This window comes from Prevotella sp. oral taxon 376, assembly GCF_003043945.1.
Taxonomy (GTDB): Bacteria; Bacteroidota; Bacteroidia; order Bacteroidales; family Bacteroidaceae; genus Prevotella.
Genome location: NZ_PYXG01000001.1, coordinates 1,736,151 through 1,752,688, shown reverse-complemented (window position 1 = coordinate 1,752,688; position 16,538 = coordinate 1,736,151). Strand labels below are relative to the sequence as shown.

Genomic DNA, 16,538 nt, shown 5'->3' with positions numbered 1-16,538 from the left:
TGCTTTTAGAATGTGATGTTTAGACCGAAAGTATAATTACGCGTCAACGGGTAGTAAGTGCCGCTTACCAGCTCAGGATCTACGCTGTCGAAGCTTGAGATGGTGAAAAGATTGTCGATGCTGCCATAGATTCTCAGTCGGCTGATGCCATACTTGCCGGTGATCTTGGCCGGCAGGGTATATCCCAACTGGATGTTGCGCATCTTGAGGTAGGACGCATCCTGCACCCAGAAACTTGAGATAATCCGGTTCTTCTCATCCTTCATCGAGAGGCGGGGCATGGAGGCGTTCGGATTCTCCGGCGTCCAGCTGTCAAGATACTTGTCGGTCAACTTACCGCCATTGTAGAAAGCGTACCTGATTTCCGCCACGGGCAGTCCCTTCACGGCAGCCGCCCCCTGCAGCACGGCACTCATGTCGAAACCTTTGTACTGCACATTGAAGTTAAGTCCGTAGTTAATTTTCGGGAAGTAAGAGCCCAGCACCTTGCGGTCGTTGCTGTCCACCGTCTGGTCATCATTCTGGTTGCGATACTTCAGGTCGCCGGGAACGGGGTCTCCCATAGCCTGCGACGGATGTTCCTTGATTTCCTGCTCCGAGCGGAAGATGCCGTCGCACACATAGCCATAGTACGCCCACAACGGGTCGCCTACGGATTGTCCGGGTGTATCGCCACCGCTGAGATCAACGATTTTGTTGCGTACATAGCTGAAGTTTCCTGTTACCGAGTAAATCAGTTCGCCACAGCGGTTGTTGTAATTGGCTTGGAATTCAAATCCTGTATTGCGCACCTTGCCCGCATTCTGCATAGGAGGATTCACACCCATGATGCCTGGCACGGGCAGTTGCAGCAGTATATCGCGGGTGTCTTTGCGGAAGATGTCGAGTGTAAAGTTCAGGTTATTGCCAAAGAAAGTGGCATCAAGCCCGAGGTTCCATTGTGCCGTCTTTTCCCAAGTGATGTTAGGATTGGCCATGCGGCTTGATATTGAGATACCTGTTTGCAAGCTATTGTTGAAGCTATAGTCGTATCCATAGCTGTAAGTGTTCTGATAAGGATAGTAATTAACGGTTCCGTCACTATTCACTGTTTCCTGATTGCCCAGCAAACCCCAAGAAAGACGCAGCTTCAAATTGCTGAGCCATGACTTCGTGGACTGCATAAAGCCCTCCTCAGAAATTCTCCAACCCAAGGAAAAGGAGGGGAAAGCACCGAAACGTTTATTCTTTGGGAAGCGCGAAGTGCCATCATAACGCAGGTTTGCCTCAAAGAGATACTTGTCTGCATATACATAATTAAGGCGCCCGAAAGCAGAGCGCAGTGCGTATTCTACCTCTGTCCCTTCGGTACTCTGGCCTGTTACCTCTCCTGCATTTAGCTGACTGAGGGAGTTAGGGATGTTCTTGCGCTTAGCATAGAGGTATCGCGTTTGTTGGTACATCTGCGACAAGCCCAGCAATCCACTAATAGCGTGCTTGCCAAAAGTCTTGTTGTAGTCCAAGTAGGCCTGCAAATTGGTCTCAAAATGCTTGATATCATACTCGGAAATAGAGCTTTGTGTGGTCTTCACCAGCGAAGTCCCACTTGCACCCATAGTGTAGAAAGGCATAGACTTCGTATGCACCGGATTGTCATCGAATCTAAAAGCACCGGCTGCAATGCCACGGAACTTCAGGCCGTCAACGATGTCCACAGTTAGTCCAAGGTTGCCTTGGAAGCTCGTCGCAATTTCTTTGCTCGTCCCGCCGATACGGGAATAGGCCACGGAATTATGCTCGTTCTTGAATAGCGGGTAGCGCCCGTCAGAGAATTGTATGGGTGTTACGGGTGACTCTCGGAACGCATAGTGCATCAAATTGTCTACGCCGTCGGCCGGAGTGAGCTGTCTACTCCTATAGAAAGAGATGTTCGTGGAGAACTTGACACGCTTGTTGATCTGCGCATCGAGGTTTGTACGCACATTAAATTTCTTGAAATTGGTATTGTAAATCAATCCGTCCTTATCGAAATAGTTCAACGCAAGCGAATATACCACACGGTCGCCACCTCCCTTGATGCCGATATGATGGTTGTGGAAGAAGCCATTCTCGCTAAGCAAAGCATTGAGCCAGTCGGAGTCGGGATAGCGATCCGGATCGCTTCCATCCTTGAATTTCTGAAGCTCTGCATCCGAATACGGAGCCGTCTGGCCGTCGTTTACATAGGCTTTGTTCATCAACATGGCGTAATCATACGCTCCTACATACTTAGGCATGCGCGTAGCTTCCTGCCATCCGGTATATCCGTCGTAAGAAACTGTCGCCTTGCCTTTCTGTCCATGCTTGGTAGTGATGAGTATTACGCCGTTCGCAGCCCGCACGCCGTATATCGCCGAAGCCGCGGCATCTTTCAAAACAGAGATGTTGTCGATGTCGTTGGGGTTCACTTCACTCATGCTCGACTCTACGCCGTCGATAATAACCATGGCACTAGCATTACCCATCGTTCCCAGTCCACGCACCCTCAGGATGCCCTGGTCGGCACCGGGGAGGCTGGAGTTCTGTATGATCGTTACTCCCGGCATCAGTCCTGTCAGCATGTTTGTTACATCACTTCCGGTACGATTCACCAACTTATCGGCCGTAACCGTCGCTATGGAACCGGTCAGATTCACCTTTTTCTGGGTGCCGTAGCCTACTACCACCACATCTTCCAGCGTCTTGCGGTCTTCCTTCAGAGTGATGGCGTAGGTGCTTTTTCCGGCCTTCACCACGAACGAAGTGGACTGAAAGCCTACGCAACTCACCACAAGCTCCGTGCCTTCTCCGGCCTCTATCGTGAAGTTGCCCTGCACATCGGTGATCGCGCCGGTGCGCTGCCCCTTCTTCACCACATAGGCTCCGATGACCGTCTCGCCGTTCGCGTCCGTCACCGTACCGTGAATCACACTGCCTTTCTGCTGTGAGATCATGATGGAACTGCCCGATGAGGACGCCAATCCTGACATCGGAAACATGCACCATGACATCGCACATAGACCTGCCATAAGAAGTTTTCCCCTCATCATCTTAGGCTTGAGTTCTGATTTTGTTTTTTCCATAAAATAATTACATTGTAAGATTAATATATACCAAAAAGATTTAAGATGTCTGCAATATTATCTGCAAATATAGCCATTTTTCCTAAAAAACAAAAAAACAGCGTGCTTTTTTTGCGCAAAAAATCTTATTTCCGTGAAAAAAAGTCGGCAGAAGCCCTCTCTTAAATAAATAAGGTGGCGGATATTTATTGCCATTCTTTAGTCTTTTTTAATGAATTTTGTTTTGAAATAAGCCCACATTCTCGTAACTTTGGGCAGCTAAATTATTTTATCATGAAGAAAACAATCTTACTAATCCTTTCCCTGACGGCCTGCCTGGGTGCATTCGCACAATATCAGCCGACCCGGGAAAACCTGGAGGCACGCAAGAACTTCCAGGACATGAAGTTCGGAATCTTTATCCACTGGGGCATCTACTCCATGCTCGGCGACGGCGAATGGGTGATGAACAACAAGAGCCTCAACTACGAGGAGTATCCCCACCTGGCCGACGGGTTCTATCCCTCCAAGTTCAACGCCGACGAATGGGCGAAGACCTTCAAGGAAGCCGGAGCCCGATACATCACCTTCACCACGCGCCACCACGACGGATTCTCCATGTTCAAGACCGGGCAGTCGGACTATAACATCGTGGACGGGACGCCCTACGGCAAGGATGTGTTGCGCGCGCTGGCCGACGCCTGCGACCGCGAGGAGCTCTCGCTCCACCTATACTATTCTCACCTCGATTGGGGAAGACCCGATTATCCCCTCGGACGCACAGGAAGAAAGCTCGGAAGACCCACCGATCGGCAGAACTACGACAGCTACTTCCAGTTCATGAACCGCCAGCTCACCGAACTGCTCACCCACTACGGGAAGGTGGACTGCATCTGGTTCGACGGCTGGTGGGACCACGACTCCGACAAGACGCCCTTCGACTGGCGCCTCGACGAGCAATACGCCATGATCCACCGGCTGCAGCCGGCATGCCTCATCGGCAACAACCACCACCGCACCCCCCATCAGGGCGAGGACATACAGATGTTCGAGCAAGACCTGCCCGGACAGAACACCTACGGGCTCTCGGGCCAGGACATCGGCCAACTGCCCCTGGAGACCTGCCTGACCATGAACGGCAGCTGGGGCTACGACATCACCGACAAGAAATACAAGACCGCCGACTTCCTGATACAGCAGCTCGTGGGCGCGGCGGGACGCAACGCCAACCTGTTGCTCAATGTGGGACCGCGCCCTGACGGACAGCTGCCCGTGGAGGCCGTGGAGCGACTGAAGGCCATCGGCAACTGGATGAAGCAGAACGGCGAGACCATCTATGGCACACGCGGCGGCATCGTGCCTCCTCACGACTGGGGCGTTACCACGCAGAAGGGAAACACGCTCTATGTGCACATCCTGAAGTCAACCGACAAGGAGCTCTTCCTCCCCGTGCCCCCACAGAAGGTTGCCAAGGCACGCATGTTTGCCGGCAAGCAGTCCGTGGGCGTGCTGAAATCCAAGAACGGAGTGCTCCTCCAGCTGCCCGCAGCACCCAAGGGTGTGGACACCATCGTGGAAGTTAGCCTGAAATAGAAGACCTCCACCGGCGCCACCGGCGCGAAGGGACAAACAGGCATAAACCCTCGCGTGGAAGAAAACCAGAAGGCTCATGACCCTGCGGCCATGAGCCTTTCCGCATCGGACGGCCGGGCAATCCCTCAACCATGAATGCCCTGTATCCTCCCTGCCACGACCCCGTTTCCTTTTAGCCGTTAAAAGCTCGCCTTTTAGCCGTTAGAAGCTCTCCTTTTAGCCGTTAGAAGGCCAGCTTCTAACGGCCTTTTACTTTTTCTTTCTGCGGCCTTCCGTTTGATGTTTTTTATGGTCTCCTCCGTTAAAGCTGCCCAAAAAGCAGTTTGGGTAGCGGTCTGCTGTTTCACAAGCATCAAATCCCACGGCGGGAAATTGCCGCCCGGCAGGCCCGTCAGACACGGAGACGGGCCGCGGAGCTACCACAGGGAGAGAATCAAGAATGCCTGTTCCAAGGTCATGGAGGAAATAGGAGGCAAGGAGTAAAGGAGCATCTTCCCGCCGCCGTTCCCCTCTCCGTAGAGAGCGGGAGAGCAGTAAGTGGCTACAGCCCTCGGCTTTTCATTCCCTGCTTCTTACTTCCCATTTTCCCCTCCACGAGAGAGAATCAGGAGGAAACCATATCCTCCTTCTTTCCGAAGTGCGGGTCGATGTTGAGGAAAGCCGTAACGAGATAGGTAACAGAGCAGAAAGCCACGACGATAAGGAAGAACGCGCGATAGCCCACAGCCTCCTGCAACTCACCGGCAAACAGGCCGGGAATCATCATCGAGAGAGCCATGAAGGCCGTGCAGATGGCATAGTGGCTGGTCTTGAAGGCGCCCCGACTATAATAAATAAGGTAGAGCATGTAGGCCGTGAAGCCGAAACCATAGCCGAACTGCTCGAAGAAGACACAGGCATTCACCGTGAGCAGGCTCGTGGGCAGCGCGTAGCTCATGTAGACATAGACCAGGTCGGGAATGGTGATAGCCATCACCATCGGCCAGAGCCACCTCCGCAGCCCGTCCCGGCCAGCCGCCATGCCGCCGAGGATGCCGCCCAGCGTGAGGCCGACAACGCCCACCGTGCCCTGCACCAGCCCGTATTCCTGCGGCGAGAGACCCAGTCCGCCGCCGTGGCGGGCATCGATGAGGAAGAGGGCCGACACCTTGGCCAACAGGCCTTCGGGCATGCGATAGAGCAGCATGAAAAGGATTCCCACGAGCGCGTCGCCGCGCCAGGTCCAACGGCTGACGGTGTCTCGACTGCCGTCGGCATGTTCCACCACCTCCTTACGCTCCACACGGAAGAAAGTCTTGATGGTGTTGAGAAACTCCCGCCAGATGGTCCATGGGGAGAGATCCCCGCGGGGAGCGTCTTCCCGGGGGCGTGGCAGGATGTAGGCATGCCACAGCCAGAGGGCGATGAAGAGACCCGTAACGCCGTAGAACATCAGCGCCCACGAGAAACTGATGGAGTTGCGGTAGATGACCTGCAGGTTGCCGGCAATCATCACGAGGATGCCCTGTCCGAAGATCGTGGCCAACCGGTAGAAAGTGGAGCGGATGCCCACGAACCAGGCCTGCTGGTGGTCGTCGAGCCCGAGCATGTAGAAGCTGTCGGCGGCGATGTCGTGGGTGGCGCTCGAGAAAGCCATCACCCAGAAGAAGAACAGCGAGCCCTGCAGCCAGAACGAGGTGGGAATGGAGAAGGCCACGCCTCCGAAGGCCGCCCCGATGAGCAGTTCCATCGACACGATCCACCACCGCTTGGTGCGGATGAGATCGATGAAGGGGCTCCACAGCGGCTTGATGACCCACGGCAGATAAAGCCACGAGGTATAGAAGGTGATCTCGGCATTGCTCAAACCGAGTTGTTTGTAGAGGATGAGGGAGATGGTCATCACGGCCACATAGGGTAGTCCCTCCGCAAAATAGAGGGTAGGAACCCAGCTCCAAGGTGTTTTTGCTCTCATAGGTTCATGTTGGTTGTCCGCCCCGCCGCCGCTCCGCCCCGCGGAGGAGGCCGGCGGGAGCGATGCGGTTATTGATAGATTTTTTGGATTTCAGCTCCCTGGTAGTAGTGCAGGAGGATGTCGTGGTAGTCGTAGCCCTGCTCGCCCATCACGGCAGCCCCTATCTGGCAGAGGCCCACGCCATGGCCCCATCCGGCCCCGCGGATGACGAATCGCCGCGGGATGCCATCCCTCGCGTCGAGCTTATCGACCACGAAGGCCGAGCTGTAGAGATGGGTCTCGCTGAGCGCGCGGCGTATCTCCAGCTCCTTGCCGATGGTGAAGGTGCGCTCGGTGCCCACGATCCTGAGCCTCGAGACGCGTCCGCTCCGGCCCCGTTCCAGGGGAATGAGGTCGATGATGGCACCGAAATCCATCTTCAGCTTATCAGAGATGAGGGCCGAGAGCTCACGCTGGCCGTACTCCACCGTCCACCGATAGAAGTCTCGCGTCTCCCGGTCGTAGTCGTTGAGCACCTCGGCGAGCACCCTGCCGTCGGCCGTGTTGCAGAACGCCGGCTCGCAGGAGCGAATCCAGCGGTCGGCCTCGGCCTCCACCGTAAGGTCGGGCTCCTGCCGCCTCGACGGCGAGATGCCCTGCGCGATGTCGCGCACGGCGGCCAGATAAGGCTTCGGCGTGTCTTCCCAGCAATACTGGTATTCCTCGCTCATGCCGCCGCAGCACTTGGAGAAGCGGGTGTCGCAGATGTCTCCCTCCGAGGTGAGTATCTGTCCACGGGTGTCGCCCACGGCCTCGGCCACCCTCCGGCTGGTCTCCTTCGTGATGCCCTGATAGCGCTGGCAATGGTCGTCGGCACAGACATCGAAAATGGTGTGGTCCTCACGGTCGTACCAGCGGATGAGCTCGTCGTCTTTCTTGGTGAACGAGAAAAAACTGTCGGCTTCCCCGCCGAACCGCTGCCGCCGCAGCATCTGGGCCAGCAGCCAGCTGCGCGAGATGACGGCATGCGCCTTCAACAGCTCCAGGCTGGAGGTGGCGCTCATCTCGCTGGAGATGACGCTCTCCAGATAGCGCTCCACAGGCAGCTCGTTGATGGCCCAGACCTTGTCTTCCTCAACCACGAAGCGCAGCGTGCCGAGGAAAGTCTGCGTCTCCTTGCGCTCCCAGTGGAAGTTGACGCCGATGGTAACATCATGGAGCGAAAAGGAGGCTCCTGCCTCCTGCGGAACAAAGCGCAGCTCCTTGTATTGGTTGCCGTTCCACAAGATTCCTCCCCCGGAAAAGCTCACCACCTGCTCGCCGCAGATCTCTTTCCCCTTGGCCAGATAAGGCCTGTTGAGGGCAAAGTGGATTTCCTCACCGCTCACGATGCCCACGCTCACCTCGGGTTCTGTCCGGCAGAGTCCGGCAAGGCGCAGTTTCTTCTTCTCCTCGTGGTCCGTCAGGGCTGCCGTAACGGCGGCCATCTGTTCGTCGGCGAGGCTCACCTCTTTTAATATAGAGACAGCCGTGGCCGCGTCGAGCCTATCGAAGTCTTCGGCCCGCACCGTGATCAGGAGGCCGCTCATGTCGAGGGCACCGGGGCTGACCATGATTTGCTCCGCCCCTGCCCGGTAGTAGCTGTCGGGGCGGTGCTTGCGACGAGGGAAGACCACGCTCACACATTCGTCGGCCGCGCGCCATGCCACGATGTTCATCATCGGCTCCGTGTCGCCCTCATCCACGGGCAGCGCCTTGTAGAGCAGACGGAAGAGCTGGCTGTCGGCATCTTGCGAACGACTGCGGATAACGAAGGCCGGAACGGGAAAGTCGTGCAGCACGGAGAGGGTGGCGTCGTCGCCGAGCGTTACCACGGCCTGCAGGCCGTGGCTGAGCCGCTGCCACTCTGCCTGCAGCGGAAGGATGCCGCTCGTGCCGGCCTGGAAGTGCAGGTGGTCGGGAGCTGACGCTCCACACCTCGGACCGTTGTAGAACACCGTCAGGTCGGCAAACTGCCCGAGCAGTCGGCCTATCTCGCCATAGTTGTGCAGGATGGCCTGTGGCTGATGGCGGCGGGCGGGAACAGTATAGTGCACGGGCAGGATGGGAAACGGGTTGACGAGCAACTCGAAGCGGGCATCGACGGGCTTCGTCATCTGCGCCCGCGGGCGGTTCTTCTCGCAGAGGAAGCAGGGACGCTCCTGAAGGCTCTTGCGGTCTGTCCGCGCCCCCGTGGAGACCCTGCGCGCGGGGTTGAACTGTACGCAGAGGGTGCTCTCACCGCAGGGCAGATTCCGCGTCTTGACCGACTGCAGGTCGTGGAAGTGGCGGCGGGCCTCGTCCCACACCTCCAGCTGTCGATTGAAGAACCGCTGCAGCCCGTCGCCCGCAAGTAGGTCTTCAGCTCCCGAGAGCAGGCGCTGCCGGGCGTTCAGTTCCAGCGTGCGAAGCCTGTCTTTGTAGAGATTGTTGTCATTAGTCTTGTCAATGCTCAGCGCATGGTCGCTGTTGCCCGTCCATCGGCGGCAGAGATAGAGCTCGTCGTAGATGCGCCCGATGCGGTAGCGGCGCGAGAAGGCCAGTCCCACGGCGTAGTCCTCTCCATAGCTGGTGTTGGGGAAGCCAATCTGCCGGAGCAGCGGTGTGAAGAAGGCGCGCGGCGCCCCCAGTCCGTTGATGCGCAGGGCATTGTTGCAGCCATTCGCCTCGGTCCACTCCCGGTGGTCGATAAGTCCCGGCGGCAGCGTGTTGAGGTCAAAGTCGCACATGCGGTAGGAGCCCACGATCATCGCCGCCTGCTGTCGGCGGAACTCGTCGACGATGCGCTGCAGGGTGTGGGGCGAGGAATAGAGGTCATCACTGTCGAGCTGCACGGCGAAGCGGCCACAGCGCGCATCGTGCACGGCCATGTTCCAACATCCGCCGATGCCCAGGTCGTCGCGCTCCGGAACGAGATGGCAGACTTGCGGATTGGCCGATGCCACCTCGTCGATGATCTGCGGCGTGCGGTCGGTGGAATGGTTGTCGACGACGATGACATTAAACCTGAAGCCGGTCTGCTGCCCGCAGGCCGACCGCACGGCATCGGCAATCGTCCGCTCACGGTTATACACGGGGATGACCACCGATGCCTCATATTCGAAGTCCTGCTCGCCGAAATCGGGCTGCGCATGGAGCGAAGGGTCTACAAGCGCGCCCATCTCACGGAGATGCTCAGTACAGGCCCGCTCCATTTCTTCCTGCACCTCTCGGTTCCGTGGGTCTACATAGTCGAACTGCCGCTCGCCACCCTTACGCGTGTCGGTCTCCTGCTCCGTGTAGAGAAATTCATTCAGATGGAAGAGCTCGCCGCTGCGGGAGAGGAAGAGGCGCAGGTCGTAGAGCCCCGCAAAGCGATAGCCGGGATGCGGCAAGGCAGCATATTCGCGGAGCAGCGAGGAGCGGATGAGCAGCAGCTGACCGAAGTCGAAGTCGTCGCGAAGCGACCCTTTCTGATAGTCGATGACCGGATGGCCGCGCCGCTCCCCGTCCTCCATGGCATAATGGTCGGCATAGAGCAGGGCGGCATCCTCGTCCGCGGCCACCCGCAACATGCGCTCAAGGGCGTAGTAGCCGAGGGTGAAGGGCGCGGCCTTCTGGCTCAGGAGCGCATACTCGGCTCCGGCACAGGCCGCCATCCGCAGCATCGTGGCCACGGACAGCGGCGAGTCCACCTCCACCACCCTGCAGTCGGCAGGAACACGGGCGGTCTCGGCAAACTCGGCCGACACCAATAGATAAATGTATCGCGTGGTCTTGCTCTGCCTCAAGGCCTCAAGCGTGCCCTCCAGCGAGCGCAGGTCGTCGCAAGGCAGGAAGCAGTCGATCAATTGTCTCATCTTTCTGAAAAACCGTTTAACAGATTGCAAACTTACAAAAAAAACGGGAAAACGGGGATAATTATCGAAAAAATCCATACCTTTTCCCGGATAAGAAACGGAAAGACAAGGCTCTCTCCGTGAAATCACAACGAACCTAAACCCACAGGACATGGGCTCGCAACTGGCAATCGTGATAGGACCGGTCGTCGTCTTCGCCGTCCGGATTCCGCTCTGCCAGCGCAAGAGACGGCAGGAACGGCAGACTTATCGCCTACCCCCTTTCCACTCCCTATTCCCCCTTCCTTGCTCCCCCATTTTCTTTTAGCCGTTAAAAGCCCACCTTTTAGCCGTTAAAAGCTCACCTTTTAGCCGTTAGAAGCTCGCCTTTTAGCCGCCTTTTACTTTCAGCCGGACGCAAGGCGACGAAAAGGATGAACATGAGAGAATCAGGCGGAATCACATGAAAGTTTGCGATTTCTGCAAATATTCCGCCGATTTTCCTTATCTTTGCATGCGGAAAAGGCATGCCACGGCGCCTCCCTCCGGGAGGCAGAATCCCGTGAAACAAGGCCTAAGAAGGAAAAAAGGCAACAAGATGGACAGAAAGACAGCTCTTCTCGGCATGACGCCCGACGAGCTCGGAAGTGTGGCCCGTGAGCTCGGGATGCCCGCCTTCGCCGGCGGACAGATGGCGAAATGGATCTACCGGCACTGCGTGAGAAGCATCGACGAGATGACCGACCTGTCGAAAGCCAACCGCGAGAAGCTCGGCAAGGCTTACGAGATTGGCTGTGCCGACCCCGTCGAGGCGCGGCACTCCAAGGACGGCACCGTGAAATATCTCTTCCCGACAAGAGACGGCAAGCGCGTGGAGACGGTCTTCATCCCCGACAACGACCGCGCCACGCTCTGCGTGTCGTGCCAGGTGGGATGCAAGATGAACTGCCTCTTCTGCCAGACCGGCAAGCAGGGATTCGAGGGCAACCTCTCGGCGGCCGACATCCTGAACCAGATATACGCCCTGCCCGAGGCCGACAGGCTCACCAACATCGTCTTCATGGGACAGGGCGAGCCGATGGACAACCTCGAGGCCGTGCTCCGCGCCACCAGCGTGCTCACCGCCCCCTACGGATGGGCGTGGAGCCCACGGCGCATCACCGTGTCGAGCGTGGGCGTGAGGGGCAAGCTGCGGCGATTCCTCGAGGAGAGCGACTGCCATGTGGCCATCAGCCTCCACTCTCCCCTGCCCGACCAGCGCGCCGAGCTCATGCCCGCCCAGCGGGGTATGCCCATCGGGGAAATCGTGGAACTGCTCCGCAGCCACGACTTCTCCCACCAGCGGCGCCTCTCGTTCGAATACATCGTCTTCGGGGGCCTGAACGACTCGCCGGCCCACGCCCGAGAAATCGTGAGGCTGCTCGGCGGCCTCGACTGTCGCGTGAACCTCATCCGTTTCCACCAGATACCGGGCGTGCCGCTCCGCGGAGCCGACGAAGAGACGATGGAAACCCTGCGCGACTACCTGACCGGGCACGGCATCTTCACCACCATCCGCGCCTCGCGCGGACAGGACATCGAGGCTGCCTGCGGCTTGCTGAGCACCTCGAGGAAGACGGGAGGGCGGCGCCATGAATAAGCTGCTGCCCGCTCTCACAACCCTGCTGCTCCTCGCCGCATGCGGCGGACGGAAACCGGCGGAGCACGCCATGAGCAGCATGAAGCCCTACGAGGTGCTCGTGGTGGGCGACAGCGCGGACGCCATCGCCGACTGCCTGGGCCGGCCCTGCAGGGAACTGCCGCAGGGGGAGCCGATGTATGATGTGGTGAGCATCAGCCCGAAGGACTTCAGGGGCAGTTACCGGTTGGCTCGCACCGTCGTCATCTACACGAAGGGCACCCGCCACGACTGGGACATCAAGGATAATGTCTACACGCGGCCGCAGCGAGTGGTCTACGCCAACAAGGACAACATCCTGATCGCCGAAGCCTTCATTGAGCAGTTCGAGCACCAGCAGGCCGTGAAGCAGCTCCGCCGCAAGCACAACCCCAAGGCCGGGGCACTGGTCAAGAAAATGTTCGGCGAGGACATCCGCATCCCCGCCGACATGAAGGCAAGCAAGCAGGGCAAGGACTTCCTATGGCTCTCCGACAACGGCACCCTCGCCACGAAGAACCTCGTCGTCATGCGTCTGCGGGGACAATGCCCCTATTATCATCTGGGCGACTTCCTCGGTCCTGCCTTCAAGGCGTTCCCCGAGGTGTTGCAGCGCGTGGACAGCTGCCTCGGAGCCAACATCCGGGGCGAGGCCGACGACATGCGGATGCGGATGAACGCCTCCACCGTGATGACACGGCAGGACAAGATGCTCGACCTGCACTTCCACGGACTCTGGGAAATGGAGAACGACATCATGGGCGGCCCGTTCTTCGCCCGCCTCACGAACCGCCGCGACGGCACCATGCTCGTGGAACTGGCCTTCGTCTATGCCCCCGGGCAGAAGAAGCGCAACCTCATCAGGCAGCTCGAGGCGGTGGTGTATGATTATTAAGGAGTAAGCCCCTCCCCGGCCCTCCCCGGCAGAGGGAGAGGATTCCCATACCCCCTCTGCGGGAGGAGACCGGGGGGAGGTCAATAGATAACTAAATACAAAAAACCATCCTATGGAAAAAAGAAAGATTCGTGTGGCCATCACACACGGCGACACCAACGGCGTCGGATACGAACTGATTTTTAAAACCTTCTCAGACCCCACGATGCTGGAGCTTTGCACGCCCATCATCTACGGCTCGCCCAAGGTGGCCGCCTACCATCGCAACGCGCTGGGCATAGAGGCCAATTTCTCCATCATAGAGCGAGCGGAGGAAGCTCGTGAGGGGTGCGTGAACATGCTCACGGCCTGCGACGAGGAGATAAAGGTGGAGATGGGCTCGGCCTCGCAGGAGGCAGGGCACGCCTCGCTCATGGCCCTCGACCGCGCCATCACCGACTATCGCGACAATCTGTTCGATGTGCTCGTTACCTGCCCCATCAACGACGCCAGCATCCAGGGCGTAGGCTTCCAGTTCAAGGGGCAGACGGCCTACATCGAGGAGTGCTTCGACGACGGCACACAGCCCATGACCCTCCTGCAGAACGAGCAGCTGCGCATGGGCCTCCTCACCGAGGACATGGCCCTGAAAAATGTCGCCGCGGCCATCACGAAGGAAAAACTGACCGGAAAAATCAAGACCTTCGTAACCTGCCTGAAGCGCGACTACGCCATCTCCTGCCCCCGCGTCGCCGTGCTCTCACTGAATCCGGGAGCCGGCAAGGAAGAAGACGAGGTCATCCGCAAGGCCATCGGGGAATTCAACGAAAAGAGCCTCTGTGCCTTCGGGCCCTATCCCGCCGACGACCTCTTTGCCAGCGGCGACTACCGGAACTTCGACGGCGTGCTGGCCATGTATCACGATCAGGGCATGGCACCCTTCTCCGCCCTCACCATCGAGAGCAGCGAGCGGCTCCTGACCGGGCTGCCCATCGTGTGCACCGCACCCAACCACGGCGTGCAGTACAGCCTTGCGGGCAAGGACGCGGCCAATGAGAATTCCCTGCGCCACGCCATCTTCCTGGGCATCGATGTTTTCCGCAACCGAGAGCGTTACGACGAGCCAATGGGGAACCCATTGCCAAAACTCTACCGCGAACGCCGCGACGAAAGCGAGAAGGTGCGCTTCGCCATTCCCAAGAAACACGAGAACGCCATCAAGGAGCGCGCCGACCGCCCGCACGAAGCACGGGGCGGAAGGCCCAAGGAGGCGGCAGCCGAATAAGCCATGAGCAGAAAATACCAGAACGCCTTCTTCGCCTTCGGACTCGTGGTGCTCGCCGTCATGGTTACGCAGCTCTCCTTTGCCGAGGTGTGGCAGGGACTGCGGCACGCGGGCTACTGGTTCTTCGCCGTGGTGATCCTCTGGGCATTCCTCTACCTGTTCAACGCCTCGGCGTGGTGGCTCATCATCCGCTCGCAGGACAACGGCAGAAAGCCGGTGGGATTCTGGTGGGTCTACAAGCTCACGATATCCGGCTTCGCCCTCAACTATGCCACTCCCGGCGGCCTGATGGGCGGCGAGCCCTATCGCATCATGGAGCTGGCCCCCGTCGTGGGCACGGAGCGTGCCTCGTCGTCGGTCATCCTTTACGCGATGACCCACATCTTCAGCCACCTCTGGTTCTGGCTCGTCTCGATATTCCTCTTCCTCCTCACGCAGCGCGTGTCGGTGTTCATGGCCGTCATGCTCACCCTGACGGGAGCCTTCTGCCTGCTGGGCATCTGGTTCTTCGCCACAGGCTACAAGAAAGGTTTCGCCAGCCGACTGCTGCAGGTGCTGCGCCACCTCCCGCTGGTGAAGAGATGGGCCGTGCCCTTCGTGGAGCATCACAAGCAGCAGCTCGACACCATCGACCGCCAGATAGCCGACCTGCACAAGCAGAATCCCAAGACCTTCTACTCGGCCGTGTGCCTCGAACTGGGATGCCGCTTCTGCTCCGCCACGGAGATTTTCTTCATCCTGCTCGTCTTGATGCCGAGTGTAAATTATATTCATTGCATTCTCATCCTGGCCTTCACCTCGCTGTTTGCCAACATGCTCTTCTTCATGCCGCTGCAACTGGGCGGCCGTGAAGGAGGTTTCCTGATGTCGACGACTGGCCTCGGGCTCACGACCAGCACAGGTATCTTCGTGGCTCTGATTGTAAGATTAAGAGAACTTGTGTGGACGGGCATCGGACTCCTGCTCATCAAGCTCGACAAGAAAAAAACATAAAAAGTCTGACAGAATTGCAGCTGTCTCACAAAAAATGCGTAACTTTGTCATCCAATGAATACGACCGAACTGCAAAGAATCAAGCAGAGATACAACATCGTCGGTAACAGCGACGGACTGAACCATGCGCTCGATGTGGCCCTGCAGGTGGCACCGACCGACCTCAGCGTGCTCATCGTGGGCGAGAGCGGAGTGGGCAAGGAAATCATCCCCCGCCTGATTCACGACAACTCGCCCCGGCGGCGCGAGAAATACTTTGCCATCAACTGCGGTTCCATCCCCGAGGGCACCATCGACAGCGAGCTCTTCGGCCACGAGAAGGGATCCTTCACGGGAGCCATCGGCGAGAGCGAGGGATACTTCGGCATCACCGACAAGGGCACTATCTTCCTCGACGAGGTGGGCGAGCTGCCCTTGGCCACGCAGGCCCGTCTGCTCCGGGTGCTGGAGACAGGCGAATACATACGCGTGGGCGGCACCAAGATCATGAAGACCGATGTGCGCATCGTGGCGGCCACGAATGTCAACATCCGCAAGGCCATCCGCGAGGGCCGGTTCCGTGAGGACCTCTATTATCGCCTGAACACGATTCCCATCCAGATGCCGCCGCTGCGCGACCGCGGAGAGGACATCCTGCTGCTCTTCCGCCTATTCGCCATGAAGATGGCCGAGAAATACCGGCTGCCGAAGATTTCGCTCACCGACGAGGCCAAGCAGCTCATGCTCAGCTACAAGTGGCCGGGCAATGTGCGCCAGCTGAAGAACATCACAGAGCAGATGTCGGTGCTCAGCCCCTCGCGCGAGATCAGCGGCGAAATCCTCTCCCACTACATTCCGCACGATCCGGAGAGCACGGAGCTCGCCCCCATCACCAAGGGCGGAAACCACTCCTATGAGAACGAGCGCGAGCTGCTCTACAAGATTCTCTACGAGCTGCGCGGCAATGTGTCGAATCTCAGGCGCGACATGAGCTCGCTGCGCAAGCAGATCGACGAGGCGCGGGGGCTCAACGGAGCCACGGGATTCCAAACCCCCATCATCGCTCCCACCAAGCCAGCCATGCCCGGTCTGCAGCCGTCTTCGCTACAGCCGCAGCCCCTCGATGCCGAGGCCGAACTCATAGAGGCCGAGGAGGAAGACGGCGACCTGAACCTGACCAGCCTCGGGCGGCAGATGGTGGAGAAAGCCCTCCGCATGGCTAACGGCAACCGCAAGAAAGCCGCCACGGCTCTCGGCATCTCCGACCGCACGCTCTACCGCCGCATCAAGCAGTATGGGCTGTAGGAA

9 protein-coding genes are annotated in these 16,538 nt (G+C 58.5%); 6 read left to right on the top strand and 3 right to left on the bottom strand.

Annotation, left to right across the window (positions count from 1 at the left end; genetic code table 11):
- Positions 1 to 5 precede the first annotated feature (5 nt).
- Complete coding sequence (locus tag C7120_RS07650) at positions 6 to 3,047, bottom strand: SusC/RagA family TonB-linked outer membrane protein (protein ID WP_369916863.1); 3,042 nt, start codon at positions 3,045 to 3,047, stop codon at positions 6 to 8.
- A gap of 306 nt (positions 3,048 to 3,353) precedes the next feature.
- Here C7120_RS07650 and C7120_RS07645 point away from each other — a divergent pair, with 306 nt between their 5' ends.
- A complete protein-coding gene (locus C7120_RS07645; protein WP_107621034.1) occupies positions 3,354 to 4,652 on the top strand; it encodes an alpha-L-fucosidase in 1,299 nt (432 codons plus the stop codon).
- Positions 4,653 to 5,256: 604 nt separating this feature from the next.
- Here C7120_RS07645 and C7120_RS07640 read toward each other — a convergent pair.
- Together C7120_RS07640 and C7120_RS07635 are read right to left on the bottom strand one after the other, a co-directional pair.
- Positions 5,257 to 6,606: an MFS transporter gene (locus C7120_RS07640; RefSeq protein WP_107621033.1), complete on the bottom strand. Its 1,350-nt coding sequence runs from the start codon at positions 6,604 to 6,606 to the stop codon at positions 5,257 to 5,259.
- A gap of 68 nt (positions 6,607 to 6,674) precedes the next feature.
- Positions 6,675 to 10,463 carry a DUF4922 domain-containing protein gene (locus tag C7120_RS07635; protein WP_107621032.1) on the bottom strand — a complete coding sequence of 1,263 codons (3,789 nt, stop codon included), beginning with the start codon at positions 10,461 to 10,463 and terminating at the stop codon, positions 6,675 to 6,677.
- Between the two features lie 577 nt (positions 10,464 to 11,040).
- Here C7120_RS07635 and rlmN point away from each other — a divergent pair.
- The 5 genes from rlmN (at position 11,041) to C7120_RS07610 (ending at position 16,535) form a co-directional block, all read left to right on the top strand.
- The gene (gene rlmN, locus C7120_RS07630; protein WP_107621436.1) at positions 11,041 to 12,081 is read left to right on the top strand and encodes a 23S rRNA (adenine(2503)-C(2))-methyltransferase RlmN; all 1,041 of its coding nucleotides are present in this window, start codon (positions 11,041 to 11,043) and stop codon (positions 12,079 to 12,081) included.
- The gene (locus C7120_RS07625; RefSeq protein WP_107621031.1) at positions 12,074 to 12,994 is read left to right on the top strand and encodes a DUF4837 family protein; all 921 of its coding nucleotides are present in this window, start codon (positions 12,074 to 12,076) and stop codon (positions 12,992 to 12,994) included. Before rlmN ends, C7120_RS07625 begins: the two co-directional genes overlap by 8 nt.
- Positions 12,995 to 13,106: 112 nt before the next feature.
- Positions 13,107 to 14,258: a PdxA family protein gene (locus tag C7120_RS07620; protein WP_107621030.1), complete on the top strand. Its 1,152-nt coding sequence runs from the start codon at positions 13,107 to 13,109 to the stop codon at positions 14,256 to 14,258.
- 3 nt (positions 14,259 to 14,261) lie between these two features.
- Positions 14,262 to 15,251 carry a lysylphosphatidylglycerol synthase transmembrane domain-containing protein gene (locus C7120_RS07615; protein WP_107621029.1) on the top strand — a complete coding sequence of 330 codons (990 nt, stop codon included), beginning with the start codon at positions 14,262 to 14,264 and terminating at the stop codon, positions 15,249 to 15,251.
- A gap of 54 nt (positions 15,252 to 15,305) precedes the next feature.
- Positions 15,306 to 16,535 (top strand): sigma-54-dependent Fis family transcriptional regulator, encoded by a 1,230-nt coding sequence (locus C7120_RS07610; RefSeq protein WP_107621028.1) that lies wholly within the window; start codon positions 15,306 to 15,308, stop codon positions 16,533 to 16,535.
- Positions 16,536 to 16,538 lie beyond the last annotated feature (3 nt).